The following is a 26,809-nucleotide window of genomic DNA, read 5'->3' on the forward strand; positions in this document are numbered from 1 at the left end:
ATTAGGGACACCGCAGGGCGCCGCGCCGGCGTGCCCTGCTCCTTGCAGGCGCTCCCCCTGGAGCGGGCTGACTCACAAGCCCCGACGTTCGGCCGATGCCTTCCAGATCCGCTGGAGCCCGGAGTAGTCGATGACGTGGATGGACTCCTCAGCCAGTACACGGCGAGCGACGGCCGACGTGAGGAACTCGAAGTCGGACTGGCGCACCGGCCAGCCCGCGTCCAAGTCATGCGAGCTGTCGTCGTCCAGACCTGGGTGCACTGCCCACTCACTCAAACCCGCGGGAAGGGCGCGGAGGAATTCGACGTAGCGCTCGGTCTTACCGGGGACGCCCAGGGCGAAGCTGTCGAGGAAGTCATGGTCCACGACAGGCAGTCCGCGCCGGCGTGCGGCGTCCCGACCCGGGTCCAGCCACACTCGCGCTGCCAGACCGTGCTCAGCAGCGAGGGCAATGGTCAGGGCCAGCAGATCCGGTCGGCCTCCGTCAGCGATGCAATGCCAGTCCAGATGGGTCGGCGCCAACCCGTATCGATCCACGGCACGGATCTGCGCCCGAAGCTCTCGTTCGACCTCCTCCAGTCGCGCTTGCGCCAGCAGCCGGGGGATCTCCGCGGTAGTGAACAGCCGACCGTCGCCATCCAGGAGCGAAGGCACCTGGTGAGCCGAAGTGACCGGCGCCCAGCGATGGTCCGCGGTGTCGCGAGTAAGGGTCAGGTGAATGCCGAAGGGGACATCTGGCGCACGCCGCAGCAGTTGCATCGCATGGTGTGCCGCCGGACACGGGACCATCAGGCTGCACGAACTGGCCACGCCGTCCTGCATCGCGCGGAGCACGGCCACGTTGATGGACTCGTGCATGCCCAGGTCGTCGCAGTTGATGATCAGAACGCGCGCGCCGGCGGGATAACCGAGCAGCTCACTCGACAGCACCGCCGACCTCCCTCTCGTCCTAGCGTTCCGCCTCAGGCTTCGTCCTGTGGGTGTCCCATAGTGGGCCGCTCAGGGCGACGTGTCTCGCGGCAACTCAGCACCGCAGGCGTCGCATCGATCCCCCGCTTCCAGTGCAGCGCAGCAGTTCGGGCACGTGAACTGGGGCGGACCGTCGGGCGGAATGGTCGGCGGTGGCGATGTGGGCCAACGCCAACGGTCACGACGTCGCCACCTACCGGACGAAGTCGACTGAAGTCTGGGCAGTCCCGCGCGACGAAGCGCCGCCCTGCTCGGCAGATGTCTCGCGAAGTTCTCCGGTTCGCTCTCAACCTCAGCGAGGCAACCGAGCGTGTGTACAGGTAGAGGCGCACTCGTCAGGGTGCTCGACCGGAAGGTGCCGTGACTATGGACAGCGAGGCTGAGTTCGCCGGCTTCGTCGAGCAGTGGTCGCCGGCCTTGATGCGGGTGGCCTACCTGCTCACCGGTGACCGGGGGCTGGCCGAGGACCTGCTGCAGACGGCGCTGCTGAAGATTCGACGACGCTGGTGATGGTCGCGTGACGGCCCGCGGCTGGCCTCTGCCTCTTGCGCTGCTCGTACTTGCACTGTCCGCCTGTGGTGGCAACGAGGACGAGCGACCGCCGACGGGCGACGAGCTCGCCCGCCCGTTGGCGAGCGACGTTCACAACAGCCTGCTGGGGCTCTGGGAGCGAGGCGACCGGATACCCCCGTCATCCGACTTTCGGCTGTACGAAGGTGAAACCCACTGCGACATGGACAGTGCCCTGATCCTGGACATGCGGTGGCCGCTTGACGGCGGCAGCGCCGAGAACGCCAGGCGCTTGTTCGTGCGCGACCCTGAAGATGTCTTCGCTGAGGAAACCGTCGAGTCATTCGATCCCGATGCCGAGCTGCCCGACGACGCGATGCCGACCGGCTACGAGAACGGTGACGGGGTCGAACTGTGGCTGGCGGAGGACCTCTCGACGGCCTACGCCCTGGACGGTGACGCCGTCGAGGCGTGGCCGGCCCTCCCGGGTTGGGGCTGCGCGTGAGCGGACCCCGGCGACCTGGATCCGAGGTGTCGATCCGGCGGCAACCGGGCTGCGGCCTGGAGCGGCATGCCGGTCGGCCGCCAGGATGATCGCGTGACCGCTCGCGGCTGGGCTCTACCCCTTGCACTGCTCGTCTTCGGTACGTCCGCTTGCGGCAGCGACGATCACGAACGGCTGCTGACGGGTGACGACCCCGGCCGCGAGGAGGCGGGGTGGGAGCGCGACGAGGAGGCCCCGCCATCCCTGATCCGGATCTACGAAGGCGAGACCCACTGCGACAAGGACAGTGCCCTGATCCTGGACATCCACTGGCCGCTCGACGGCGACAGCACCGAGCGCGCCGGGCACGTCTTCGTGCGCGACCCCGAGGGTGTCCTCGCTGAGGAGACCGCGGGGCCGTTCGTTCCCGATGCCGAGCTGCCCGAGGATGCGATACCGACCGGCTGGGAGCACGGCACCGGGCTCGAACTGTGGCTGGCGGACGACCTCTCAACGGCCTACGCCGTGGACGGTGACACGGTCGAGGCGTGGCCGGCCCGCACGCGCGGCGAGATCTGCGCGTGAGCGGGCCCCGCGCCCTGCGCTTCTCGTAGGCAGGCCGTCGCCAGGGTCTCGCGGTGGGCCGCTCACGGACGTCCGTGCCTGGGTCGGCGGCTCCTCCGGCACTCACTCCGATGCCTGTCGGTCGCGACGTCCTCACGGCGGGCCTGGGACTTCCGGGGTGCGGCATGATCGGTAAATGTCACCTGCCGGAGAGACTCCGCCGCTGCCGTTGCCGGAGTTCGTGAAGTGGTCGATCTTCCCGTTCGAGGGCGAGCTCCGGGTACGCCAGCCCAAGCCGCTGTACCCGACGGACCGCCCACGCTCGGGGGAGCCGGGCGGGGGACCCTGTCACGCGTGTGCGGCTGGTGATGACGAGTACATCTGGGTCGACAAGCGCTGGCGGGTCAGCGCAGCCAAGCCCTCAGGGGTGCCGGTCCAGGTGTTCCTCGAGACCCGTGAGCACCTCGACATGGACGACCTCGACGACGAGATGGCCGGCGAACTGGGGCAGATGATCGTCCGGCTCGACCGGGCGATCCAGGCCATCGGTGGCATCGGCCGGGTCCATGTCGCCCGCTGGGGCGACGGTGGCTCGCACTTCCACATGTGGCTCTACGGGCGCCCCCGCGGTGCCAGCCAGATGCTCGGGTTCTGCCTGCCGATGTGGGCGGAGATCCTGCCGCCGACCGAGGAGGAGCTGTGGCAGGCCAACATGGCGGTCGTCGCCGCCGAGCTCGCCACGGTGAGCGGCAGGGCGATCGCCAAGCCGTAGCGGAGGCGCTCCCGCCCCGCAGCGGCTTCGGGCGTGGGTCCAGGTGCCCGGCAGCCACCGGCCTTCCGGTAGCGAGGGCGGACGCGAGGCCTCAGGTGGGGCCGCTCCCGGCCTCCACCAGCCCCGCCTCGTAGGCGAACACCACGACCTGCGCCCGGTCGCGGAGCCCGAGCTTGGTGAGCACGCTCGACACGTGCGACTTCACCGTCGCTGGGCCGATGAACAGCTGCTGCGCGATCTCGGCGTTGCTGAGGCCCTGCGCCACGGCGGCCACGACGTCGCGCTCCCGCTCGGTCAGCTGCCGCAGTTGCGCGGCGAGGGCGTGGTCGACGGTGCGCTGCGCGGCGAACCGCCCGATCAGCCGCCGGGTGACCGACGGCGCCAGCAGCGCGCCGCCCTGCGCCACGGTGCGGACGGCGACGACCAGCTGCTCGGGTGGGATGTCCTTCAGCACGAATCCGCTCGCCCCTGCCCGGAGTGCGCGGTAGACGTACTCGTCCGGCTCGAACGTGGTGAGGATCAGCACGCGGACGGCGTCGCCCAGCTCCTCGACGATGCGCGCCGTCGCCTCCAGCCCGTCCAGCTCCGGCATCCGGATGTCCATGAGCACGACGTCGGGCCGGTGCGCGCGGGCGACGTCGACCGCTTCGAGGCCGTTGCCCGCCTCGCCCACGACCTCGACGTCCGGCTGGTGGTCGAGCACCATCGCGAAGCCGCCGCGCACCAGCGCCTGGTCGTCGACCACGACGACGCGGATCGTCATACCGGCAGCCGGGCGCGCACCCTGAACCCGCCGCCGTCGCCGCTGCCGACGTCGAGGCTGCCGCCGAGCAGCGACGCCCGCTCGCGCATGCCGACGACGCCGTGCCCGGCGCCGGGCAGCACGGTGACGCCCGACCCGTCATCGGTCACGTCCACCGACAGCCACCTCCCGTCGTGCGCCACCCGCACGCTGGCCCGCGCCCCCGGTCCCGCATGCTTCACGACGTTGGTCAGGGACTCCTGGACGATCCGGTACGCCGACAGCTCGACCCGGGCCGGCAGGTCGCCGAGCGCACCCTCCGTCGTCAGGTCGACGTCGTGCCCGGCGGCACGCATCTGCGCCACCAGGCGGTCGAGGTCGGCGAGCCCGGGCTGCGGTGACGTGCCGTCGTCGGCGCTCGGCGGGCGCAGCACCCCCAGCAGGTGCCGCAGCTCGTCCAGAGCCTGCCGGCCGGCCGCCTCGACCGCGCCCATCGCCCGGATCGCGGCCTCCGGATCGGTGGCCGCGACGGTCTTCGCCGCGCCGGCCTGCACCGTCATCATGCTCACCCGGTGCGCGACGACGTCGTGCAGCTCGCGGGCGATTCGGGCCCGTTCCTCGGTCACGATGCGCTGCGCCTGCTCCTGGCGCTCCCGCTCCGCCAGCACCGCCCGCTCGGCGCGCAGCCGCAGCCGGCGCCCGACGTACCAGACGCTGAAGAACACGACGACGCCGAACCCCACCTCGCCCCAGGGCAGGTCGCCGGTGAGGCCGTGGAGCACCACGACGACCAGCGCGGCGTCGACGCCGACGTGGCCCCAGCGCTCGGCGCTGCCGTACCGGCCGACGCCGTAGACCGCGACCAGCGCCTGCCACCCGAGGTCGGAGTCGCCGCTGCCGAGCGTCAGCGCCCAGGCCGCCAGCACGACGGCGAGGACGGCGACCGGGGCCTGCCTGCGCCAGTACAGCGCGGCGCTCCCGACGACGAAGAGCAGCAGCACGTAGACCGGGACGTCGCCCGGGCTGCGCAGGACCAGCGAGTCGCCCGTCCCCTCGGTCACACAGGCGCTCAGCACGAGCGACACCGCGGCGAGGGCGGCGTCGGCTGCTCTCGGCCAGCGGGTGAACGGTCCGGGGCGCACCTCGTCACCGTAGGCGCGGCGCGCCCTGCCGTCGCCGTCCTGCAGGCGGACGCCGGCCTCCGCCGCCAGGGGGAGGGGCGGCCCTCGGGACCCCGCCCCGCGCCGGGAGACAGCGCCGCTGACCCCGCGGAATCGTCGTCGCCACGGCCCCCGACCTCCTGGAGCGCAGCATGAACCGCTTGATCCGCCGCATCGGCGACGCGAGCGCACGACGTCCGAAGCGCACCGTCGCCGCGTGGGTGCTGCTCGCCGCGCTCGTCGTGGCGCTGTCCGGCACCGTGGGCGGTGCGTACCTGGACGACTTCACCGCACCGGGCAGCGACAGCGCCGCGGCCACGGAGCTGCTGGAGCAGCGTTTCCCCGCGGCGGCCGGCGGCACCGCCGTCGCCGTCTTCGCCGCCGACGACGGCGAGCTGCTCGAGGGCTCCCGGAGCGAGGTCGAGCGAGCGCTCGCGCGCCTGGCCGACGTCGACCACGTGGCCTCGGTGAGCGACCCGTTCGCGACCGGTCGCCTCTCACCGGACGGGCGGATCGCCTTCGCCGACGTCACGACCGACGTCCCGACGCCGGAGCTCGGGGCCGCCTGGATCGAGGCGCTGACCGCAGCGGTCGAGCCCACGCGCGACGCGGGGCTGACCGTCGAGCTCGGCGGGGAGGCGGTGTTCCTCAACGCCGAGGTCGAGCCGTCCGGCGCGGAGGCGGCCGGTGTCGTCGCCGCGCTCGTCGTGCTCGTCGTCGCGTTCGGCACGGTGGTGGCGGCGCTGGTGCCGATCGTGCTGGCGCTCGTCGCCGTGGGCGTCGGGCTCGCTTCGGTGGCGGTCCTGGCCGCCGTGCTGGACGTCTCCACCGCCGCGCCCACGATCGCCGCGATGGTCGGGCTGGGCGTCGGCATCGACTACGCCCTGTTCCTCGTCTCCCGCTACCGCGAGAACCGCGCCGCGGGGCAGCAGGGCGCGGCCGCGCTGTCGTCGGCCATGGGCACCTCCGGCACGGCGATCGTCTTCGCCGGGGGCACCGTCGTGCTGGCGATGACCGCGCTGGTGCTCACCGGGATGGGCGTGCTCGCCTCCATCGGCCTGGCCACCGCGCTCGTCGTGCTCTTCGCGGTGGCGACGGCGCTCACGCTGCTGCCCGCGCTGCTGACGCTGCTCGGCGACCGCATCGACGCCGGGCGGCTGGTCGGGCGCCGGCGCGCGGCCCGCCCCGCGTCCTCGTCGCCCGAGGGCACCGTGTGGTGGCGGCTGGCCCACCGCATCTCGGCGCGGCCGTGGCCGTACCTGGTCGTGGCGTCGCTGCTGCTGCTGACGCTGGCCGCGCCGGCCCTGTCGCTGCGCACCGGCTTCCCCGACGCCGGTGACGACATGCCGTCCACCACGCACCGGCAGGCCTACGACCTGGTGGCCGAGGGCTTCGGCCCCGGCCTCAACGCACCGCTCCTCGTCGTGGCCGACCTGCAGGGCACCGGCCTCGACACGGGCGACGCGTCGCGGGTCGCCGAGCGGCTCGCCGGCGAACCCGGGATCGCCGAGGTCGGCGAGTGGCAGCCGAGCCCGTCCGGGGACAGCGCGGTGCTGACCGTGCTGCCGACCACCGCGCCGTCGGACGCGGCGACCGCGGAGACGCTCGAGCGGGTCCGGGCCCTCCTGCCCGACGGCGTGCACGTCACCGGTCAGGCCGCCATGGCCATCGACCTCGACCGGCAGCTCTCGACGACGCTGCCGCTGCTGCTCGGCGCGGTGCTCGCCGCGTCGTTCCTGCTGCTGACCGTGGTGTTCCGGTCGGTCGTCATCGCGGCCAAGGCGACCGTGATGAACCTGCTGTCGATCGGGGCCGCCTGTGGCGTCGTCGTCGCGGTGTTCCAGTGGGGCTGGCTCGGCGGCCTCATCGGCCTGCAGAGCACCTACCTCATCGCGTCGCCGCTGCCGGCCATCTTCTTCGCGGTGCTGTTCGGGCTGTCGATGGACTACGAGGTCTTCCTCGTCTCACGCATCCGTGAAGCGCGTGCCGCAACCCGCGACGACGTCGAGGCGGTCGCCCGCGGGATGGCGGCGACCGGCCGGGTCATCACCTCGGCGGCGCTGATCATGACCGTGGTGTTCCTGGCCTTCGTGGTCAACCCGTCGCCGTTCGTCAAGATGATCGGGCTCGGCCTGGCCGTCGCGATCGCCCTCGACGCGACCGTCGTGCGGATGGTGCTCGTGCCGGCGACGATGGCCCTGCTCGGGCGGTGGAACTGGTGGGTGCCCCGCTGGCTCGACCTGCGACTGCCGCGGCTGGAGGTCGACGGTGCACCGGCTGTCGGGTCGTCAGTGCCATCGGCGGTCCCGGACCCGGTCCCGGTGCCGATCGGCTCGCGCTGATGGCAGTCCGGTCAGCCCGATCCTCAGCGGGGGAGCGGCTGGCGCACGAGCACCCAGACGGGCAGCTCGTCGTCGGAGGTGCGCAGCTCCTCGCTCACCTCGAAGCCGAAGCCGCGCAGGAAGCGCACGTTCGCCCAGGAGTACACCGCGGCGGCAGCGACCTCCTGCTCGGCGTCGCAGCGCACGATCACCGGGGCGAGCACCGCGGCGGCCAGCCCGCGCCGGCGGGACGACGGCCGCACGCCGAGGTGGGCCAGCCACCAGTGCGGCTCCGACGGCCGGGCCACGGAGAGCAGCGCGCCGGTCTCGGCCACGGTCCGCGCGCGGTCGCCGGCGATGTAGGGCAGCTCGCGGGCGAGCGCCTCGGCGACGTCGGCGGGCAACGGCGCGGTACCGGCCGGCGGCTCCCAGCTGGCGACGGCGTCGACGTCGTCGGTCACCCAGGCGCTGCCGGTGGCCACGCCGCGGTGACCGGCGTCCAGCTCGTGCAGCCGGGTGAGCCGCTGCATCCGGCCGTCGTCGGGCAGCGCCCAGCGGACCCAGCGCGAGTCGGCCAGTGCCACGGTGAGCGTGGCTGCGATGCGGGGGACGTCGCGGTTCTCGGCCGGCCGGACGTCGGGGCCCTCCTCGTCCGGATCGTCGATCCGCCGGATGGTGGGTCCCTGGGTCACCCGGGCATTCGACCACGCCCCGGACACACGGACGGGGGCCGCCCCGGATGGGACAGCCCCCGTTCGGTGTGGCCCCCTGCAGGGGCCCGCCACGAGCGTGCGAGTGGTGGGGAGCAGGGGGTCCTTTTTCAGGCGGCGTCGAAGCCGGCCCGGTCGACCTTGCGGTGGAAGCGGTCGCCGAGCTTGCCGCCCAGGATGGCGCCCAGGAGGGTCACCAGCAGGACCGCGACCAGGGCGATGATGCCGCCGGTCGTGGCGGTGCCCTCGTCGATCGGGATGCGCGGCAGGTTCAGCTCCTGCAGCACGTTGTACTCGGAGCCGAAGACCAGCCCGGCGACGGCCAGCGCCAGCACGACGAGCAGGCCGATGACCCAGACGGCGATGCCCTGGCGGGCACCGTCGAAGCGCGCCATGCGGCCGGCGACGTAGCCGCCGGCCAGGTAGGCGAGGAACAGCACCACGAGCAGGATGATCCCGCCGGCGATGCCGATGGTGTCGGCCTCGTCGGCGACGTCCTCGGCGGCGTCACTGATGGACGACACCCCCTCGGTGAGGCCCAGGGCCACGCCGGCGGCGCTCAGCAGGGCGATCAGCAGGACGGCGAGCCCGTTGGCGGACAGCCATCCGAAGAAGGCGGCTCCCCACTTGATGCCGCCGTAGCGGGAGTGCTGCGCGTCGACGGCGTTCCGCGCGGTGCCGCGGGTGGCCGAGGCGCCCCGGTCGTCGAGCGGCGTGGGATCGGATGTGGCCATGGGTGGCGTCTCCAGGGGAGCGGGGCGGCGAGATGCTCGGCCGGAACGGGCCGCACGGCGGGTGCCATGCGGTGGGGCGGCGGGGGGGGGGGGGGGGGCCCCCCCCCCCCCCGCCGCGGCGATCAGCTCCGGCGGGTGGTGGTCTCGTCGTCGAGCTCGATCTGCTCCTTGCGCACCGTCTCGTTGACGGTCTCCTGCTCGGTCACCGTCTGGGTGTCCAGGCGCACGCGCTCGACCGGCACGGCTTCCTTGGCCACGACCGGGCGCTCGGCGTGCAGCACGACCTCGTGCTCCTCCTCGGAGATGGCCGGGCCGTCCAAGGCGTTGCCGACGTTGCCGTCGGTGATCGGCTCGCGCTCGACCCGGATCTCCTCGTGCGAGACCGGCACGGTCTGCGTCACGTTCTCGCTCACGACGTACTTGCGCAGGCGGGCGCGGCCGGCCTCCACGCGCTCGGTGCCGACCCGGAGGTGCTCCTCGGAGCGGGTCATGGCGTCGTCGGTGGTCGGGCCGGAGGTGTCGTGGCCGACCGTGCCGTGCTCGTTGGCCCGGTTCGTCGTCCGGTCGGCGGTGCCGGTGGTCGTGGTGTCGGTGTAGGCGGCGTTCGTCCCGGTGCCGACGCCGTAGTAGCGGTAGAGCTCCTGCTCCTCCTGCGGCGACAGGTGGCCGTCGGTGTCGATCTGCGGCGCGTGCTTGACCTTGTCCTTGTCGTAGGGCAGGCGGAGGTCGCTCCCGGACAGGTCGGCGTCGGCCAGCGGCACGAAGGACTCCTTCGTGCCGAACATGCCGGTGCGGACCGTGGCCCACTCGGGACGGCCGGTCTCGTCGTCGAGGTAGACCTCGCCGACGGTGCCGAGCTTGCCGTCGGCTCCGTGGGCGGTGCTGCCGATGACGGTGCTGAGCTGCTGTTCGGTGATCACGTGCGCTCCTCGCGGGTTCAGGGCTGGATTGCGGTCTCGCCTCGGGGGTAGGTGCTCACCGCCGAGGGCCGCAGCCACCCATGCCCGCCCGTTTACCTCGTAAACGGAAGCCGGGCGTGTCGCCTCAGTCGCGCGAGTCCCCGCGCCGCGGTGTCCGGCCCTCGCGCAGCACGATCTCCAGGCGCTCGAGCAGGTTCTCCAGTGCCTCCTCGAACTCCGCCGCCGACTCGTCCAGCGACAGCAGCGACTCCAGCCGCACCACGGTGGGGTACTGGCTCAGGTCCGTCGCCTCCTGCGCCTCGGGCACGCCCTCGGGCTTGTCCTCGGCGTTGACCGCGACGCCCTTCTGCGACACCTCCAGCAGGAGGTGGCCGAGCAGGAAGCTGGAGTAGGCGCGGTAGGCCGACACCGCCGCCTCCTGGCTGAAGCCGCTGTCGATCAGCGCGACCAGGAACGACTCCACCCAGCGCAGGCTGCGCAGCGGCGGGCGTACCCAGGGCGCCGCCGGCGGACGGGTCGCGACGAGCGGGAACACCTCGGGGTGCGCCAGCGCGATGCGCCGGACGCCGTGCGCCAGGCGCTGCAGGTAGTCCTGCCAGCCGTGCCCGGGCTCCAGGTGGACGTCGGGGTCGCCGTAGAGCTCGTCGATGACCGTCTCGACGACGCCGTCGAGCAGGTTCTCCCGGCTCGGGACGTACCGGTACAGCGCCATCGCCTCGACGCCGAGGTGCGCGCCCAGCCGGCGCATCGTCAGCGCGCCCAGCCCCTGGGAGTCGATGAACTCCACCGCCGCCCCCAGGATGCGGCGCCGGTCCAGGCCCGCGCGCCCCGAGCCCCGGCCGGCGGCGGGGATGACCGCGGCCGCTCCGCCACGCCCCTCCGGGCTGTCGGGATCGGCGTCCTCCCGGGGCTCGTCCACGGCCGTCCTCCTTCGCTCGGTTCCGACTGCGCCCCCCGGGGACGATCGTCCACCCCGCGCCGCTCACCGCCGCGGCCGAGGTGGTGTGAGGTCCTGTGCACCCAGCGTTGACGCCGTCGTGCACCCGGGGTAACGACCGGCACCGAGTCTCGTTCCGTGCCCGCCTCCCTCGCCGCCGAGTCCGCCCGCTCCGGCGCCGGCACGGTGCGGACGACGGCCACGCACTGCCCCTACTGCTCGCTGCAGTGCGGGATGGCGGTGACCGCCGGCGACCGCCCGCCGACGCTCGTGCCGCTGGACTTCCCGACCAACCGCGGCGGGCTCTGCTCGAAGGGCTGGTCGTCCACCGAGCTGCTCGACCACCCGGAGCGGCTGCTGCGGCCGCTGGTGCGCGCCGAGCCCGGCGACCGCACCAGCGCCCTGGTCGAGAGCTCCTGGGCCGACGCCCTGGACCGGGTGGTCGCCGCGATCGAGCGCACGCAGCGCATGCACGGCCGCGACGCCGTCGGGTGCTTCGGCGGCGGGTCGCTCACCAACGAGCAGGCCTACCAGTTCGGGAAGTTCGCCCGGGTGGCGCTGCGCACCAGCGCCATCGACTACAACGGCCGGTTCTGCATGAGCTCGGCTGCGGGGGCGGCCAACCGCGCCTTCGGCCTGGACCGCGGCATGCCCTTCCCGCTCAGCGACATCGCCGAGGCCGACGTCGTCGTCCTGGTCGGCTCCAACCCCGCCGACACCATGCCCCCGGCGATGCAGTGGTTCGACGAGGGACGGGCGCGCGGCGCCCAGCACATCGTCGTCGACCCCCGGCGGACCGCGACCGCCCGCGCCGCCGCCGTCCACCTGCAGCCGCTGCCCGGCACCGACCTGGCGCTGGCCAACGGGCTGCTGCACATCGCGATCGCCGAGGGACTGGTCGACGAGGAGTACGTCGCCGCGCGCACCAGCGGCTTCGGCCCGGTGCGGGACGGCGTCGCCGCCTACTGGCCCGACCGCGTCGAGCGGCTCACCGGCGTGCCCGTGGAGCAGCAGCGACGCACGGTCTTCGCGCTCGCCCGAGCCGAGAAGGCCATCGTCCTGACCGCCCGCGGCGCCGAGCAGCACCGCAGCGGCACCGACACCGTGCAGGCCTGGATCAACCTGGCGCTCGCCCTCGGCCTCCCCGGCCGTCCGGGCAGCGGCTGGGGCACCGTCACCGGGCAGGGCAACGGGCAGGGCGGCCGCGAGCACGGGCAGAAGGCCGACCAGCTGCCCGGCTACCGCTCGCTGGCCGACCCCGCCGCCCGCGCGCACGTCGCGGCCGTCTGGTGCGTCGACCCCGACGACCTGCCGATGCCCGGGCGCAGCGCCTTCGAGCTGCTCGACGCCCTCGGCACCGACGGCGGCGTGCGCACCCTGCTGGTGCTCGCGAGCAACGTCGCGGTGAGCGCCCCGGACGCCCGCCGGGTGATCAGCCGGCTGCGCGACCTGGACTTCCTCGTCGTCAGCGACTTCTTCCTCTCCGAGACCGCCGAGCTCGCCGACGTCGTCCTCCCCAGCGCCATGTGGGCGGAGGAGGAGGGCACCATGACCAACCTCGAAGGCCGGGTGATCCGCCGCCGGCGGGCGCTGGACCCGCCGGCCGACGTGCCCGACGACCTGCAGCTGCTCGCGACGCTGGCCACCCGGCTGGGCGCCGGCCACCTGTTCAGCGGCGACCCGGAGACCGTCTTCGACGAGCTGCGCCGGGCCAGCGCCGGGGGGACGGCCGACTACTCCGGGATCAGCTACCGGCGCATCGACGACGAGGACGGCGTCTTCTGGCCCTGCCCCGCCGGCGAGGACGGGGCGCCGGACCACCCCGGTACCCCACGGCTGTTCACCGAGCGCTTCGCCACCCCCGACGGTCGCGCCCGGTTCCTCCGCGTCGAGCACGTCGACGCCCACGAGCGACCCGACGCCGACTACCCTTACGTGCTCACCACCGGGCGGGTCCTGGCGCAGTACCAGTCCGGAACCCAGACCCGCCGGTCGCGCAGCCTCCAGCTGATCGCGCCGACGCCGCGCGCGGAGCTGCACCCCGACCTGGCCCGGCGACTGGGCATCGCGCAGGACGACGTGGTCGAGCTGGCCACCCGGCGCGGCCGGGCCCGCTTCCACGCGCAGGTCACCGACGCGATCCGCCCCGACGTCGTGTTCGCGCCGTTCCACTGGGGCGGGAGCTCCAGCGCCAACGCGCTCACCGACGCCGACGCCCTCGACCCCACGTCGAGGATGCCCGCCTTCAAGGTCTGCGCCGTCGCCGTCACGCGCGTGGACGGCCCCGCCGAGCGGATAGCCCCGCCCGATGCCACGACCCAGCCGCAGCCGCGGACCCACCGGCCGGCGGCTCCCCCCGAACCGCGCCACCCCACCCGGAAGAGGAGCACCCGCGTGAAGAGCACCCCACGCTTCCTGCAAGGCGTCTACCCGATCACCGGGGAGGGGCTGACCAAGCCCGGCCCGGTGGACGCCGCGCTGCGCTACACCGTGCCCTCGGGCTGCTCGGCCCAGGCGTTGTACTTCCGGGGCGGCAACTCCACCGGTGAGCTGGTCTACGTGCTCCTGCTGCGCGACGGCGAGCCGGTGCGCTGGTTCCCGATCGGCGCCCGGGGCGACGTCCACGTCCCGCTGCGGGTGGTCGAGGACCTGCCCGGCGGCTCGGTGGTCGAGCTGCACGCCGCCGCACCCGAGGGCGTCACCGGGGAGCTCGTGGTCGACCTGGGTCTGGTGGAGGTCTGATGGGCCGGCCGGGTGGGGCAGAGGTGCAGGGCCTGGGTGGGGCAGAGGTGCAGGGCCGCGGCGGTATGGACCTGCGGGTGCTGGGTGGCCGTCCCGGCGGCGTCACGGCCCTGCACGTGGACGACGGCCTGGAGACGCGCGGCCGGCTGGTCGTGGTGGGCAACGGCATGGCCGGCGCCCGCTTCGTCGAGGAGGTGCTCGAGCGCGGCGGCGACGAGCAGTTCTGCATCACCGTCTTCGGCGACGAGCCGCACGGCAACTACAACCGGATCATGCTCTCGCCGGTGCTGGCCGGGGAGTCGCACGAGGACGAGATCGTCCTGAACAGCCACGACTGGTACGCCGACAACGGCGTCACCCTGCGAGCCGGCGTCCGCGTGGAGCGGATCGACACCGCCGCCAAGCAGGTGCACGCCGACGACGGCACGGTGACCCCCTACGACCACCTGGTGCTCGCGACCGGCAGCTACTCGTTCGTGCCGCCGATGACCGGGGTCCGCCGGGACGACGGCTCGCTGCTGCCCGGCGTGTACGGCTTCCGCACCATCGACGAGACGCGGGCGATGCTCGAGGCCACCGGTCGCTGCCGCCGGGCCGTCGTCATGGGCGGCGGGCTCCTCGGCCTGGAGGCGGCCCGCGCGCTGCAGGGGCACGGGCTGCAGGTCGAGCTGGTGCACGCCATGCCGTGGCTGATGAACGCCCAGCTCGACGCCGAGGCCGGCGCGATCCTGAAGAGGAGCGTCGAGTCCCTCGGCATCACCGTGCACCTCGACGTCCTGGCGACCGAGGTCCTGGGCGCCGACTCCGTCGAGGGCGTGCTGCTCAAGGACGGCCGGCGGCTGGACTGCGACCTGCTCGTCGTCGCCGCCGGGGTACGCCCGCACACCGACGTCGCGGTCCGGTCGGGGCTGGAGGTGGAGCGGGCGATCGTCGTCGACGACCAGCTGCGCACCGAGGATCCCGACGTCTACGCGATCGGCGAGTGCGCCCAGCACCGCGGGGAGGTCTACGGCCTGGTGGCGCCGGCCTGGGAGCACGCGAAGGTGCTGGCCGACGTCCTCACCGGCACCGACCCGGACGCCGAGTACACCGGCAGCCGCACCGCCACCAAGCTCAAGGTGGCCGGGGTCGACGTCGCCGTCATGGGGGTGAGCACCCCCGAGCGGGACGACGACGAGTTCCTGGTGATCTCCGAGCCCAAGCGCGGCGTGCACCTGTCGGTGGTCATCCGCGACGACAAGCTGGTCGGCGCCACGCTGCTCGGCGACACCCGCAAGGTCGCCTTCCTGACCCAGGCGTTCGACCGCGGCGCCCCGCTGCCCGAGGAGCGGATCCGGCTGCTGGTCGACCTGTCCGACGGCGTGGAGGAGGTCGGCGTCGCGGAGATGCCGGCCGACTCGCAGGTCTGCAACTGCAACGGCGTCTCCAAGGGCGACATCTGCGGCGCCGTCGCCGGCGGCTGCGGCAGCGTCGGGGAGGTCATGGACCGCACCCGCGCCGGCAAGGGCTGCGGATCGTGCAAGTCGCTGGTCAAGCAGATCGTGGAGTGGGCAGCCGACGGCGACCTGGCGGAGGACCCGGCGGCGTCCTGGTACGTGCCGGGCATCCCGCTGGCCAAGCCCGAGCTGACGGCCGCGATCCGCGAGCAGGACCTGCGCAGCGTCTCCGCCGTCTTCGCCGCGCTCGCCCCGGCCGGCAAGGAGGACGCGAAGTCGAAGATGGGCCTCACCTCGCTGCTCAAGATGATCTGGGGTGCCGACTTCATCCCGCAGAAGGACGGCGAGTTCATCAACGACCGGGTGCACGCCAACATCCAGCGCGACGGCACGTTCTCCGTCGTCCCGCAGATGAAGGGCGGGGTGACCACGCCCGCGCAGCTGCGCCGGATCGCCGACGTCGCCGAGAAGTACGAGGTGCCGATGGTCAAGGTGACCGGCGGCCAGCGGATCGACCTGCTCGGCGTCCGCAAGGAGGACCTGCCGGCGATGTGGTCCGACCTCGGCATGCCCAGCGGCTACGCCTACGGCAAGAGCATGCGCACGGTGAAGACCTGCGTCGGCTCGGACTTCTGCCGGTTCGGTCTCGGCGACTCCACCCAGCTGGGCATCGACCTGGAGACCCGGTTCCAGGGCATCGAGGGCCCGGCGAAGATCAAGATGGCCGTCGTCGGCTGCCCCCGGAACTGCGCCGAGGCCTACGTGAAGGACGTCGGCGTCGTGGCGATCGGCAACGGGAAGTGGGAGGTCTACGTGGGTGGCGCGGCCGGTGCGACCGTCCGCAAGGGCGATCTGCTGGCGACCGTGGGCTCGCCCGAGGAGGTCACGACGCTGACCGGCCGGTTCGTGCAGTACTACCGGGAGAACGCCAACTGGCTCGAGCGCACCTACGACTTCGTGCCCCGCGTCGGGCTGGAGGCGGTCCGGGAGGTGCTGGCCGACGACGGCCTGTGCGCGGACCTGGACGCCGGGATCCAGCGCTCGGTCGACGCCTACACCGATCCGTGGGGCCAGGACGGCGCCGATCCGGCGACCCCGGGCCAGTTCCGCCCCGCCCTGCCGCTGGTCGCGCTGCCGAAGGTGCCGGTCCGATGAGCGCGCCGCACCTGGAGGCCGCCCGGCCGACCACGTCCGGGACCGAACTGGGCACGCCCGCCACGGACGTCCCCGGCGGCACGGTCGCGGCCGGGCCGGGCGTCGAGCACGTCGTCGGCCGGCTCGACGAGATCCCGATGGGGGAGGGGCGGGCCTACGTCGCCGGCGGCGTGCAGGTCGCGGTGTTCCGGCTGCGCGACGGCTCGCTGCACGCCACGCAGGCGGCCTGCCCGCACGCCGGCGGGCCGCTGGCCGACGGGCAGACCGACGTCGACGTGCTGGTCTGCCCGTTGCACCTGTTGGCCTACCGGTGGTCCGACGGCGCCGCGACCAGCGGGGCCGCCCCGATCCGGCTGTTCCCGGTGCGCGAGCAGGACGGCGACGTGGTGGTCACCGTCTGAGGCCGCCCCCGCCGGCGGTGATCACCACACGCTCACGGCGGGCTCGGGCACGGATGCGACCGCCGTCAGCGCGTGCTGATCTCGGCGCACGCGTCAGCGCTCGGCCGGGCGGGCGCGGACGTGCATCCGCTCGCCCTGCGGGCCGAAGAGGATCAGGGCCTCCGCGGGTTCGGGGAACGGGTTGGAGAAGGCGTGCGGCACGCGGGTGTCGAACTCGACCACCTCGCCCTGGCCGAGCACGAAGTCCCGCGCACCGAGGAGGAGGCGGATCCGGCCCGACAGCACGTAGAGCCACTCGTAGCCGTCGTGCACCTTCTGCTCGGTGTTCCCCACCTGCCAGCGCGGCGGGAGTTCCATCTTGTGCGCCTGGGGACCGCCGCCCTGCCGGGTCAGCGGCACCATCGTCATGCCGTCGCGCTCCACCGGCCGCCCGAGCACCCGCGGGTCGGCGGGCGCCGGGGTGTCGACGAGGTCGTCGAGCGCGACGCCGTAGGCGCGGGCCAGCGGCAGCAGCAGCTCCAGGCTGGGCCGGCGCCCGCCGGACTCCAGCCGCGAGAGCGTGCTGACCGAGATGCCGGTCGTCTCGGCGATCTCGGTCAGCGTCGCGCCGCGTTCGGTGCGCAGTGCCCGCAGCCGGGGGCCCACGAGCTGCAGGGCGTCGTCGTCGGTCATGGCATCAGTTTGCCACTACGGCAAAGCTGATTGCCATAACGGCGCCACCGGCCGACAGTTGGGCTCATGGACGAGCGATACGACGTGGTGGTCATCGGAGGCGGCGCGGCAGGCCTGAGCGGAGCGCTCACCCTCGCCCGGGCCCGGCGCAGCGTGCTGGTGGTGGATGCGGGGGATCCCCGCAACGCCCCGGCCGGGCACGTGCACAACTACCTCGGCCGGGAGGGCACCCCGCCGGCCGAGCTCTACGCGATCGGGCGGGGCGAGGTCGAGAGCTACGGCGGCACGATCCGGTCCGGCCGGGTCGTGTCGGTCCGCCGGGAGGAGGACGGCGGGTTCCGGCTGGTCCTGGACGGCGGCGAGGACGTGCGCGCCCGGCGTGTGCTGCTCGCGGCGGGCCTGACCGACGACCTGCCCGACGTCCCCGGAGTCGCCGAGCGGTGGGGGGGCGCGGTGCTGCACTGCCCCTACTGCCACGGCTGGGAGGTGCGCGACCGCGCGGTCGGCATCCTGAGCACCGGCCCGCTGGGTGCCTACGCGGCGAACCTCTGGCGGCAGTGGACCGACGACGTCGTCCTGTTCGTGCACACCGGCGGCGAGCCGACCGAGGAGGAGCTGGAGCAGCTGGAGGCGCGCGGGGTCCGGATCGTCCGCGGCGAGGTGGCCGGGCTGGAGGGCGGCGCGGACGTCCGGCTGGCCGACGGCGAGCTGGTCGCCCGCGACGCGGTGGTCGTGGCCCCGCGGTTCGTCGCCAACGCCGAGCTGGTCGCCGACCTGGGTGCGGTGCCGGTGCCGATGGAGATGCACGGCGCGGTGATGGGCACCTACCTGCCCGCCGATCCCACCGGGCGCACCGACGTCCCCGGCGTCTGGGTGGCCGGCAACGCCGGCGACCTGAGCGCCCAGGTGATCGTCGCGGCGGCGCAGGGGCTCAAGGCCGGAGCCATGATCAACGCGGACCTGATCCAGGAGGACACCGCACGCGCGATGTCCGGGACGCGCAGCGTGGCGGCATGAGCGAGCACGAGCACGGGACGGCGCGGCAGCCGGCGATCACCCGGGACTCCTACGACGAGCTGTACCGCTCGGCGTCGTCGGTGTGGACCGGCCGGCCGAACGGGCAGCTCGTCGCAGAGGTGACCGACCTCCTCCCCGGTACCGCGCTGGACGCCGGCGCCGGCGAGGGCGGCGACGCCCTCTGGCTGGCCTCCCGGGGCTGGCGGGTCACCGCGGTCGACTTCTCGGCCGTCGCGCTGGGGCGGGGTGCCGCGAAGGCGGCCGAGCTGCTGCTCTCCGACCGGATCGAGTGGCGGCACGAGGACCTCGACGCCTGGGCGCCAACGGAGCGCGCGTTCGACCTGGTGACGGCGCACTACCTCCATGCCGCCTGGACCGACCGCGAGGCGATGTTCCGCCGGCTCGCGGCGGCGGTGGCACCGGGCGGGACGCTGCTCGTGGTGGGCCACCAGCACGGCGAGCAGCGGGGCCACGGGCACGCGCACGCGCACGAGGCCGGCGCTCTCTACACCGCGCAGGACGTCGCCGCGGTCCTGGATCCGGAGGAGTGGCGCGACGTCGTCACCGAGACGCGGGACCGCGATCCGGGCGCGGCCCACCGCACGGGCAACCCGGTGCCCGACACCGTGCTGGTCGCCCGCCGCCGATAGGCCGCACCGGTCGATGGGGGGCTGCCGCGGACGAGTGCGACGACGTGGTGGTCATCAGCGCCTGATCGCCACCACGTCGTCGCACTCGACGGCGAGTCGAGGCCGGTGCAGCAGACCGCCGGTCAGGACCGGGGGAGCGCGAGCGCGGCCAGCGCCTCGGTCACGGCGTCGTCGTGCAGCAGGTCCAGCGCCAGCAGCCGGTGCAGCAGCACGCCGCGGCGGGTCAGCCGGAGATCCGCCGCGCGCAGCCTCGGCAGCGTGGCCACGGGACGCGCCGCGGGCAGCGGCGGGTCGACCAGCCCGGACCGCTGCAGGTCGGCGACGTCCTCGCGGGCACCCCACTCCGACCAGACCCGCGGCTCGTCGGGCAGCGGGGCCATCGGCAGCGGCACCCGGTCCCGCCGCCCGACACCCGCGAGCAGCGCCAGCTGGCGCCAGCTGAGGTCGTCGGTCAGCCGGAGCGCCCGGTCGGCGAGCTCGGCGTCCAGATCGGGGGAGCAGGCGACCTCGGCGAGCAGGTAGCCGAGATGGCGCACCCGCCGCTCGTCGGTCGACCGGCGGGCCGCGGCGACGACCGCCTCGGCGACGTCCTCGGCCGGAGCGCGGCTCCCGGCGCGGGCGGTGAACCAGCCGTCGGTCCGGGCGGGCCGCCCGGAGCGGTGCTGGGTGGCGGCGTACTCCACCGCGAAGGCCAGCACCGCCCCGGCCCGTACCTGCTCGCGCGGCACGGGGACCGCGGCAGCTTCGGTGGCCACGGTGCGCAGGCTCGCCGCGAAGGACGCGCTGATCTGCACCGCGGCGGCCGTCGGCTCGAAGACGACGGTGGCGGCGGCCCGGCTCATCGACCCCGCCACCGGCGCGCCTTGCTCGATCAGCGCGCGCCCGGTCTGGATGTCCTCGGCTGCGGTCACCCGACGATCTTCGTCCGTCGAGTGCCCGGACTGCACCCGGGACGCTCCTGCCTCACCCGCCGGGGCCATGGACGGGCCGCCGGGACCGGGCCGGGAGACCGCGTCCCGGCGACGCCGGGGAGCGGTCAGACGCCTGCGCGCTGCATCAGGGTGCCGCGGCGCAGGTACACGGACCACGTCACCGCCACGCAGGCGATGTAGAAGCCGCAGAAGGACAGCAGCGCCGTCTCCACGCCGCCGGTGGCGCCGTAGGACTCCGAGACGGTGCGCGGGATGAAGACCGCGCCGAGGGCGCCGACCGCGGAGATGATGCCGACGGCGGCAGCGGTGTCGCGCCGCGCCCGGTAGAGCACCTGGGCCGGCGCCTCGTCCGGGAAGGACGCGGCCGCCTCGGCCCGGTAGATGATCGGGATCATCCGGTAGGTCGACCCGTTGGTCATGCCGACGATGGCGAACAGCACCAGGAAGCTGGCGAGGAAGCCGCCGAAGCTCTCCGCGCGGAGGAACAGGATCGCGCTGCCGATGGCCAGGGCCTGACCGACGAAGGTCACGACGGTGACCTTGGCGCCGCCCACCCGGTCGGCCAGCCAGCCCCCGAACGGGCGGGACAGGGAGCCGACCAGCGGTCCGAGGAAGGCGTAGCGGTAGGTGTCGGCGGCGAACTCGTTGGCCAGCACCAGGGGGAAGGCGCCGGAGAAGCCGATGAAGGAGCCGAAGGCGCCGATGTAGAGGAAGGACATCACCCACGTCTGCTTCCGCCGGGCGATGGCGGCCTGGTCGGCGACGTTCGCCTTCGCGCCGGTCAGGTTGTCCATGAAGAACCAGGCGCCGACGGCCGCGAGCACGATGAACGGCACCCAGATGAGCGCAACGTTCTGCACGTACCGGGCCTCGCCACCCTCGGTCGCCCCGGTGCCGCCGCCGACGACCGCGATGGCGCCGGCGGTGACCGCCAGGGGCCCGACCAGCTGGATGATCGCGACGCCGATGTTGCCGCCTGCCGCGTTCAGGCCGAGCGCGAACCCCTTCTCCTTGTCCGGGTAGAAGAAGGAGATGTTCGCCATCGACGAGGCGAAGTTGCCCCCGCCGACGCCGCAGGTGATGGCCGTGAGCACCCAGAACCAGTACGGCCGGTCGGTCGTCGCGGCGACGGTGAGCAGGGTGACCGGGATCAGCAGGAGGGCCGCGCTGACCACGGTCCAGTTCCGGCCGCCGACGAGGGCCGGCATGAAGGTGTAGGGCACGCGCATGATCGCCCCGACCAGCCCGGCCGTGGCGACGAGCCAGAACAGCTGGTCGCTGGTGAAGCCGTAGCCGATCGAGGCCAGGACGGCGGTGGCGATGCTGAACATCTGCCACACGCTGAAGCCGATGTTCTCGGCCAGGACCGACCACGCCAGGTTCCGCCGCGCCACGGGACGGCCCTGCGGGGACGCCCAGAACGCGGGGTCCTCCGGGTCGTAGTCGTCGATCCAGCGGGAGCCGCGCCGGGCGGCCGGTGCCGCGCCGGACGACGGAGCGGCGACAGGTGGGGCCAGGGCTCCGTCGGGGCGGACGGTCGGGGTGGAGGTCATGGCGAGACGCTAGGAACGGGGCATTTCCCCGGCGCCGCAGGCGCGTGACCGCTCGGGAACGGTCCGCTCACCCGCGGTGCGCAGCTGGTGTGAGGCTGTCGGTGGCGGGTGCCAGGATGCCGGCATGGCGATCGAGGTCCGCACGGCGGACGTGTTCGAGGACGTCGCGACGATGGTCGGGCCCAAGCGGCCGGATGCCCAGTCGTGCTGGTGCCTGAGCTACCGGTCGATGTCCTCCAAGGACAACCAGGCGCTGGTCGGCCCGGCGCGCGGCGAGCGGGTGCGCGAGCTCGTCGGTGAGGAACCGCGCCCCGGCGTGCTGGCCTACGACGGCGACGAGGTCGTCGGCTGGGCCGCGGTGCACCCGCGCGCCGACACGAGCTTCGCGAAGAACCGCCGGATCCCGCACGTCGACGACCTCGACGTCTGGGCGCTGTGGTGCGTGCGGGTGCGGCCCGGCCACCGGGGTCAGGGCATCGCCCACTCCCTGGTCGCCGGCGCCGTCGAGTACGCGCGTGCCTGCGGCGCGCCGGCGGTCGAGGCCTACCCGGTCGACAACGACGGCGCCAAGGTCGATCTGACGATGGCCTACGTCGGCACCCGGAGCCTGTTCGAGCGGGCCGGTTTCACCAAGGCCGCCGACACCACGTCGGTCCTCAACGGATTCCCGCGCATCCTCATGCGGCTCGACCTCCGCTGAGCGCCGCTGGTCAGACGGCCAGGCGGTAGCCGCGCTTGACGACGGTTCCGATGAGCGGCGCCCCCAGCGCGGCCCGCAGCCGGGCGACCGCCATCTCCACGGCGTGCTCGTCCCCACCCCCGGGCAGGCTCCCGACGAGCTCGGTCCGGGCCACGACGTCGCCGGGGCGGCGGGCCAGCGTGCGCAGCACGGCCATGGGTCCGGGGGCGAGCTCGACCACCCGGCCGTCGACGACGGCGGCGTGCCCGCGCACCTGCAGGGCGTGCTGCCCGAGCTGCAGCACCGGGTCCCGCTCCGGCAGCCGGGCCACCACCTCACGGGCGAGGGCGCCCAGCCGGGCCCGCTCGGGCTGGCGGGTGGGGATGCCCGCGGCCTCCAGCGGCACCGCGGTGACCGCCCCGACGGCCACCGCCAGCACGCGGTCGCGCAGCGCGGCGACCAGCTCGTCGCGCCGGCCCAGTTCCTCGGCGACGGTGAGCAGGCTGGCCGCGGCCGGTGCGCTGGTGAACGTCACGGCGTCGACGGTGCCGGCCGCCACGGCGGACACCAGGCGGTGCACCGGGGCGACGTCCTCGGGCATCACCCAGCGGTAGACCGGCACCGTGAGCACCTCGGCGCCGGTGTCGCGGAGCCCCGCCACCAGGTCGGGCAGCGGGTCCCCGTGCAGCTGGACGACGATGCGCCGGCCCGCCAGCGGTCCCTCGGCGCCGGACAGCAGGTGGCTGAGCACCTCCGCCGACGACTCGGATTCCGGCGACCAGGCGTCGACCAGGCCGCCCCCGCGGATGGCGCCCCGCGCCTTGGGCCCACGGGCCAGCACCCGGGCGTCGCGCAGGTGCTCGACCAGCGGCAGGTCCCACGCGTCGGCGGCCTCGAGCCAGCCGCGGAACCCCACGCCGGTCGTGGCCACGACGAGATCGACCGGCCGCTCCAGCACCCGGCGGGTGGCGGCGACCAGTTCCGTGTCGTCGGAGAGCGGCACGATCCGGATGGCCGGCGCGTAGACCACGCGTGCCCCGCGCCGGTCCAGCAGGGCGCCGAGCTCCTCCTTGCGACGGGCAGCCGTCACCGCGACGGTGTAGCCCGCCAGCGGCAGCTCCGGCGGAGCCGCCGGATCCGTGTCCAGCTCGGTCACATCTGCCCCTCGGTCACAGAGCCCCCTCGGGCCGGTGCCCACCATGGTGGTCTCCCGGCGTTACGAGGATGTGTCGGCCGTGGTCCGCAGGCACCATGGCGTGGCGGTTGTCACGGTTGCTTCCATCGGGCGAGCAGCACCGATGCGTCGTCCTGGAGCAGGCCGCCCTGGTGGTCGAGGACGGCGGTGGTCAGCCGGCGGACGGTCTCCGCAGGTGGCTGCCCGCCGGCGATGGCGCGGCGCAGGAACTCGCTGAGCCGGTCCTCGCCGAACCACGCTCCGGCAGCGTCGCGTGCCTCGGTGATGCCGTCGGTGTACAGCGCGAGCCAGTCGCCGGGCTCCAGCGCCTCCTCGCCGACGATCAGCCCGCGGGTCTCCAGCCCGAAGGGCACCCGCCGGCCGGCGCCGAGCTCCTTGACCACCCGGCCTTCGCGCAGCAGGAGCGGTGCCGGGTGGCCGGCGTTGATGTAGCGGAGGCGACCGGAGCCGAGGTCGAGCTCGGCGATCACGCCGGTCACGAAGTCGCTGCCACGGAACTGCTCCGAGACCACGTCGTCGATCGCCCGGGCCTGGTCGAACACGCCGCGGCCGTCCCGCCGGGTGCTCCGGTACGCCGCGAGGGTGGCCGCGACCATGAGGGCGGCAGGCATGCCGTGTCCGACCGCGTCGAACATGCCGAGCGAGACCGTCTGCTCGGACAGGGCGTAGTCGAGGGCGTCGCCGCCGACGTCGTAGCTCGGTTCGAGCCGGCCGGCGAGGACGAAGGAGTCCGTGGTCGCGGTGAGCGGGGGGAGCTGCTGCCAGATCAGCTCGGCCGACGGTGACATGGCCCGGCTCCGGCGCGGGCGCTCGAGGCCGTCGCCGTAGGGCTCCATCGAGACGAGGAGGCGTGCCAGCAGGGAGGCGAGCCACCAGCACTGCTCGCGCAGGGCCGGGTCGTCCAGGGCGCCCGGGCCGTCCACCCGGACCTCCAGCACCCCGATCCGGTCCGCCCCCTCCACCACGGGCACCCACAGACGGGGCTGGCCCTCCCGGTCGGAGGCGACCAGCTGCTGGGTCCGGAAAGCGCGACCGGCCATCGTGCTGTCGAGACCCAGCCGACGGCGTGAGCCGGCACGGGCGGGTCCCAGCCGGACCAGGCACCGCTGCTCGTGGTCGATCCGGTGGACGGTCACGTCGACGTCCATCAGCCTCCCGGCCTCCGCGAGGAGGTCCGGGAGCCGTTCGGGCGGCGCCGTGCCGGCGGACTCGAGGAGCCGGGCCAGCGCGGCCAGCGCCCCCGTGGTCGGCCGGACCCGCGGGATGACCCGGCTGTAGGGCACCCGGTGCCGGGTGGACAGCTCGTCCAGCCGCTCGTTCACCGCATGGGCGAGCAGATCGGACTCGTGATCGGGCAGGGTCGCCAGCCCGTGGAGGAACGCATCGACATCGGTGAGGTCCCCCGTGCCGCCCAGCGCGAAGTAGCGCATCCAGAGCTGCTCGAGGCTCAGGTCGGCGTGCGCGTAGCCCGTCGAGAGGGCCGATCGGTGGGTCTCCTCGGTCACGTCCGCCGCCGGCGGACGGCGGAGTCGACCACCGCGCGGGCGGCGTCGGCGAGGGTGACGCCGTCCTGGCTACGGGCGATGAGCATCCGCATCGCGGCGTCCTCGTCGACCGAGTGGCGGCCGATGAGCACGCCCTTGGCGACGCCGACCACGTCCCGGTCGCGGACCGCCTGGCGCATGCCGTCGCTGTGCCGCCGGGCCCGCTCCGCGGTCTGGAGGTTCGCGACGACGAGCGCGGCCTGAGCGGAGAACAGCGCGAGCAGGTGCCTGCTGCGGGCGTCGAATGCGGCGGGGTGGTCTGCGTAGACCTTGATCGCACCCAGCGTGGCGTCGCCTGCCACCAGCGGGGCGCTGAGCGCGGCGCGCAGACCCAGCGGCTGGACGGCCGCGGCCCATCGCGGCCAGCGTCGCTCCTGCTGCAGGTCCTCGACCGCCACCAGTTCCCGCTGGGTGGCCGCGGCCAGGCACGGGCCCTGGTCGAGCTCGTACTGCAGGCTGTCGGCTTCGCGCACGCGCTCGTCGGTCGAGCCGGCCGAGCTCCGCCTGCGGCCCTCGATCAACGAGACCCCCGCGCCGCAGGATCCGGGCACCGTCTCGTGGGCCAGCGAGCTGAGCACGCTCAGGGAGGTCGCGACCGTCTCCTCGGACAGCAGAAGACCCGACATCCGCGCGAAGACCCCGGCCAGCTCGTCGGTCAGGGGTACCGGGGGGCTTGCCACTCGCATCGTGTTCACGCGTCGCCTCACGTGTAGCACTCGCGCGCGGCCGGTTGCTCGACTGTGCGTGGGGTCGATCGACGGGTGCGGAGGGAAGGTGTCGCACGCGTCGTCGTCCCCCAGTGAACCAGGGCCAAGGCGGTCCGGGGAGCGACCGCCTCACCGTGGACCCGCAGGTGGTGCCGCCGGCGGACGTCCTCACGCCCCGACGCAGCGGCCCGAGTGGCCGGCCGGTGTCGCCAGGACGCCGGCCTGCAGTCAGGCCACCGCCCCGGTCAGCGGGCGGCCACGGTCCAGGTGGGCACCGGCCCGCCGCTGCCGACGACGAGACCGCGGCTGGCCAGCAACCGCAGGTGCGCGTCGGTCTCGGTGACGGCGAAGATCCGCATCCGCCGCTCGTACTGCTCCCACGGCCGCGACCAGGTGAGGTACGCGGCCAGCTGCCACGGCGTCGAGTGCGGGTGGGTGGCGATGGCGGCCAGCAGTTCGGCCAGCCGGTGCTCGTGGTGCGCGGTGAGCGAGTCGACGCGGTCGGCCAGCCCGCGGAAGCGCCACTCGTGCGCGGGCAGCACCTCCTCGGCGTCCAGGTCGCGGACGGCGGCCAGCGAGTCGAGGAAGTCCCGCAGCGGATCGCCGCCGCGGGCGTTGGTCGAGATGTTGGGGCTGATGCGGGGGAGGACGTGGTCGCCGGAGAAGAACAGCCGGGTGTCCTCCTCGGCGAAGCAGAGATGGCCGGCCGTGTGCCCCGGCGTGTGGACGGCGCGCAGCCGCCAGCCCGGGAAGTCCGCGTGCTCGCCGTCCTCGAGCAGCCGGTCGGGCACGGCCATGCTCGTCCACGCGCCCATGTTCCCCGCGGGGCCGACGTCGGACACCGCCTCGTCGCGGTCGGCGCCCAGCCCGACCAGGAACTCCACCTCGATGTCCACCGCGTGCTGCGCGCCGGCGGTCGTCAGGCCGCGCACGGCCGTGGCGTCGGCCGGGTGCATGGCGATCCACGCGCCGCTGGCCTCCCGGACCCGTCCCGCCAGGCCGAGGTGGTCGAAGTGCAGGTGGGTGACCAGCGCCCCGCGGACGTCGGCGATGTCACCGCCGATCGCGGCCAGCCCGCCGGTGAGCGCGGCCCACGACTCGTCGCTGCCCCAGCCGGTGTCGATGAGGCCGAGCCCGCCGCCGTCGAGGGCGAAGGCGTAGATGCTGTTGTAGCGCAGCGGATTGTGCGGGATGGGTACCGGGATGGACCACAGGTCGGCCCGCAGCTGCTCCACCGGGGGCAGGTCGCGGGCCTGCCAGGCGGCGTGCTGGGCGGTACCGGTGATCTCCACGTCGGGGCACT

The 26,809-nt window shown here is 73.9% G+C and carries 25 protein-coding genes; 11 read left to right on the forward strand and 14 right to left on the reverse strand.

Annotated features, from left to right (window positions below; genetic code table 11):
• Positions 1-72: 72 nt before the first annotated feature.
• The gene (locus RM425_RS16955; protein ID WP_311346396.1) at positions 73-930 is read right to left on the reverse strand and encodes a ChbG/HpnK family deacetylase; all 858 of its coding nucleotides are present in this window, start codon (positions 928-930) and stop codon (positions 73-75) included.
• A 405-nt stretch (positions 931-1,335) separates the two neighbouring features.
• Here RM425_RS16955 and RM425_RS16960 point away from each other — a divergent pair, with 405 nt between their 5' ends.
• The 4 genes from RM425_RS16960 (at position 1,336) to RM425_RS16975 (ending at position 3,299) form a co-directional block, all read left to right on the forward strand.
• On the forward strand, positions 1,336-1,479 hold the full coding sequence (locus RM425_RS16960) for a sigma factor (RefSeq protein ID WP_311346397.1): 144 nt from the start codon (positions 1,336-1,338) through the stop codon (positions 1,477-1,479).
• A 7-nt stretch (positions 1,480-1,486) separates the two neighbouring features.
• On the forward strand, positions 1,487-1,984 hold the full coding sequence (locus RM425_RS16965) for a hypothetical protein (protein WP_311346398.1): 498 nt from the start codon (positions 1,487-1,489) through the stop codon (positions 1,982-1,984).
• Positions 1,985-2,077: 93 nt separating this feature from the next.
• Positions 2,078-2,548, forward strand: a complete 471-nt coding sequence (locus tag RM425_RS16970; protein ID WP_311346399.1) for a hypothetical protein — start codon at positions 2,078-2,080, stop codon at positions 2,546-2,548.
• Between the two features lie 175 nt (positions 2,549-2,723).
• Positions 2,724-3,299 (forward strand): hypothetical protein, encoded by a 576-nt coding sequence (locus tag RM425_RS16975; RefSeq protein ID WP_311346400.1) that lies wholly within the window; start codon positions 2,724-2,726, stop codon positions 3,297-3,299.
• A gap of 91 nt (positions 3,300-3,390) precedes the next feature.
• Here the strand turns inward: RM425_RS16975 and RM425_RS16980 are convergent, their stop codons facing one another.
• Complete coding sequence (locus RM425_RS16980) at positions 3,391-4,062, reverse strand: response regulator transcription factor (protein ID WP_311346401.1); 672 nt, start codon at positions 4,060-4,062, stop codon at positions 3,391-3,393.
• Positions 4,059-5,183 carry a sensor histidine kinase gene (locus RM425_RS16985; protein ID WP_311346402.1) on the reverse strand — a complete coding sequence of 375 codons (1,125 nt, stop codon included), beginning with the start codon at positions 5,181-5,183 and terminating at the stop codon, positions 4,059-4,061. Before RM425_RS16985 ends, RM425_RS16980 begins: the two co-directional genes overlap by 4 nt.
• 170 nt (positions 5,184-5,353) lie before the next feature.
• On the opposite strand from RM425_RS16985, the gene RM425_RS16990 reads away from it, so the two are divergent.
• Positions 5,354-7,543: an MMPL family transporter gene (locus RM425_RS16990; protein ID WP_311346403.1), complete on the forward strand. Its 2,190-nt coding sequence runs from the start codon at positions 5,354-5,356 to the stop codon at positions 7,541-7,543.
• 23 nt (positions 7,544-7,566) lie between these two features.
• Here the strand turns inward: RM425_RS16990 and RM425_RS16995 are convergent, their stop codons facing one another.
• From RM425_RS16995 to RM425_RS17010, 4 genes are all read right to left on the reverse strand, one after another.
• Positions 7,567-8,214 carry a GNAT family N-acetyltransferase gene (locus RM425_RS16995; protein WP_311346404.1) on the reverse strand — a complete coding sequence of 216 codons (648 nt, stop codon included), beginning with the start codon at positions 8,212-8,214 and terminating at the stop codon, positions 7,567-7,569.
• Between the two features lie 128 nt (positions 8,215-8,342).
• On the reverse strand, positions 8,343-8,966 hold the full coding sequence (locus tag RM425_RS17000; RefSeq protein WP_311346405.1) for a hypothetical protein: 624 nt from the start codon (positions 8,964-8,966) through the stop codon (positions 8,343-8,345).
• A 122-nt stretch (positions 8,967-9,088) separates the two neighbouring features.
• A complete protein-coding gene (locus tag RM425_RS17005) occupies positions 9,089-9,886 on the reverse strand; it encodes a PRC and DUF2382 domain-containing protein (protein ID WP_311346406.1) in 798 nt (265 codons plus the stop codon).
• A 124-nt stretch (positions 9,887-10,010) separates the two neighbouring features.
• Entirely contained in the window at positions 10,011-10,805 is a 795-nt protein-coding gene (locus tag RM425_RS17010; protein ID WP_311346407.1) for a TetR/AcrR family transcriptional regulator C-terminal domain-containing protein, read from the reverse strand.
• Positions 10,806-10,961: 156 nt separating this feature from the next.
• On the opposite strand from RM425_RS17010, the gene RM425_RS17015 reads away from it, so the two are divergent.
• Genes RM425_RS17015 through RM425_RS17025 form a run of 3 tightly spaced genes read left to right on the forward strand, consistent with a single transcriptional unit; the run spans position 10,962 to position 16,557 of the window.
• Positions 10,962-13,565 (forward strand): molybdopterin oxidoreductase family protein, encoded by a 2,604-nt coding sequence (locus RM425_RS17015; RefSeq protein WP_311346408.1) that lies wholly within the window; start codon positions 10,962-10,964, stop codon positions 13,563-13,565.
• Positions 13,565-16,156, forward strand: a complete 2,592-nt coding sequence (nirB, locus tag RM425_RS17020) for a nitrite reductase large subunit NirB (RefSeq protein WP_311346409.1) — start codon at positions 13,565-13,567, stop codon at positions 16,154-16,156. The genes RM425_RS17015 and nirB overlap by 1 nt, the downstream gene beginning before the upstream one ends.
• Complete coding sequence (locus tag RM425_RS17025) at positions 16,153-16,557, forward strand: Rieske (2Fe-2S) protein (protein WP_311346410.1); 405 nt, start codon at positions 16,153-16,155, stop codon at positions 16,555-16,557. Before nirB ends, RM425_RS17025 begins: the two co-directional genes overlap by 4 nt.
• Before the next feature lie 93 nt (positions 16,558-16,650).
• Here the strand turns inward: RM425_RS17025 and RM425_RS17030 are convergent, their stop codons facing one another.
• Positions 16,651-17,229, reverse strand: coding sequence for a helix-turn-helix domain-containing protein (locus RM425_RS17030; RefSeq protein WP_311346411.1), 579 nt, complete (start codon positions 17,227-17,229; stop codon positions 16,651-16,653).
• Positions 17,230-17,295: 66 nt separating this feature from the next.
• Here RM425_RS17030 and RM425_RS17035 point away from each other — a divergent pair, with 66 nt between their 5' ends.
• Positions 17,296-18,246: an NAD(P)/FAD-dependent oxidoreductase gene (locus tag RM425_RS17035; protein WP_311346412.1), complete on the forward strand. Its 951-nt coding sequence runs from the start codon at positions 17,296-17,298 to the stop codon at positions 18,244-18,246.
• A complete protein-coding gene (locus RM425_RS17040) occupies positions 18,243-18,896 on the forward strand; it encodes a class I SAM-dependent methyltransferase (RefSeq protein ID WP_311346413.1) in 654 nt (217 codons plus the stop codon). The genes RM425_RS17035 and RM425_RS17040 overlap by 4 nt, the downstream gene beginning before the upstream one ends.
• Before the next feature lie 122 nt (positions 18,897-19,018).
• On the opposite strand, the gene RM425_RS17045 is transcribed toward RM425_RS17040, so the two are convergent.
• Entirely contained in the window at positions 19,019-19,807 is a 789-nt protein-coding gene (locus tag RM425_RS17045; protein ID WP_311346414.1) for a hypothetical protein, read from the reverse strand.
• Between the two features lie 125 nt (positions 19,808-19,932).
• The gene (locus RM425_RS17050; RefSeq protein ID WP_311346415.1) at positions 19,933-21,381 is read right to left on the reverse strand and encodes an MFS transporter; all 1,449 of its coding nucleotides are present in this window, start codon (positions 21,379-21,381) and stop codon (positions 19,933-19,935) included.
• 124 nt (positions 21,382-21,505) lie between these two features.
• Between RM425_RS17050 and RM425_RS17055 the strand changes: the two genes are divergently transcribed.
• Positions 21,506-22,081: a GNAT family N-acetyltransferase gene (locus RM425_RS17055; RefSeq protein WP_311346416.1), complete on the forward strand. Its 576-nt coding sequence runs from the start codon at positions 21,506-21,508 to the stop codon at positions 22,079-22,081.
• A gap of 10 nt (positions 22,082-22,091) precedes the next feature.
• Here RM425_RS17055 and RM425_RS17060 read toward each other — a convergent pair whose 3' ends face one another.
• From RM425_RS17060 to RM425_RS17075, 4 genes are all read right to left on the reverse strand, one after another.
• On the reverse strand, positions 22,092-23,216 hold the full coding sequence (locus RM425_RS17060) for a uroporphyrinogen-III synthase (protein ID WP_311346417.1): 1,125 nt from the start codon (positions 23,214-23,216) through the stop codon (positions 22,092-22,094).
• Positions 23,217-23,326: 110 nt separating this feature from the next.
• Positions 23,327-24,760, reverse strand: coding sequence for a PP2C family protein-serine/threonine phosphatase (locus RM425_RS17065; protein ID WP_311346418.1), 1,434 nt, complete (start codon positions 24,758-24,760; stop codon positions 23,327-23,329).
• Entirely contained in the window at positions 24,757-25,479 is a 723-nt protein-coding gene (locus RM425_RS17070) for a GAF and ANTAR domain-containing protein (RefSeq protein ID WP_311346419.1), read from the reverse strand. Before RM425_RS17070 ends, RM425_RS17065 begins: the two co-directional genes overlap by 4 nt.
• Positions 25,480-25,751: 272 nt before the next feature.
• Complete coding sequence (locus tag RM425_RS17075; RefSeq protein WP_311346420.1) at positions 25,752-26,798, reverse strand: MBL fold metallo-hydrolase; 1,047 nt, start codon at positions 26,796-26,798, stop codon at positions 25,752-25,754.
• Positions 26,799-26,809 lie beyond the last annotated feature (11 nt).

This window comes from Blastococcus goldschmidtiae (genome assembly GCF_031845325.1).
GTDB classification, from domain to species: Bacteria; Actinomycetota; Actinomycetes; order Mycobacteriales; family Geodermatophilaceae; genus Blastococcus; species Blastococcus goldschmidtiae.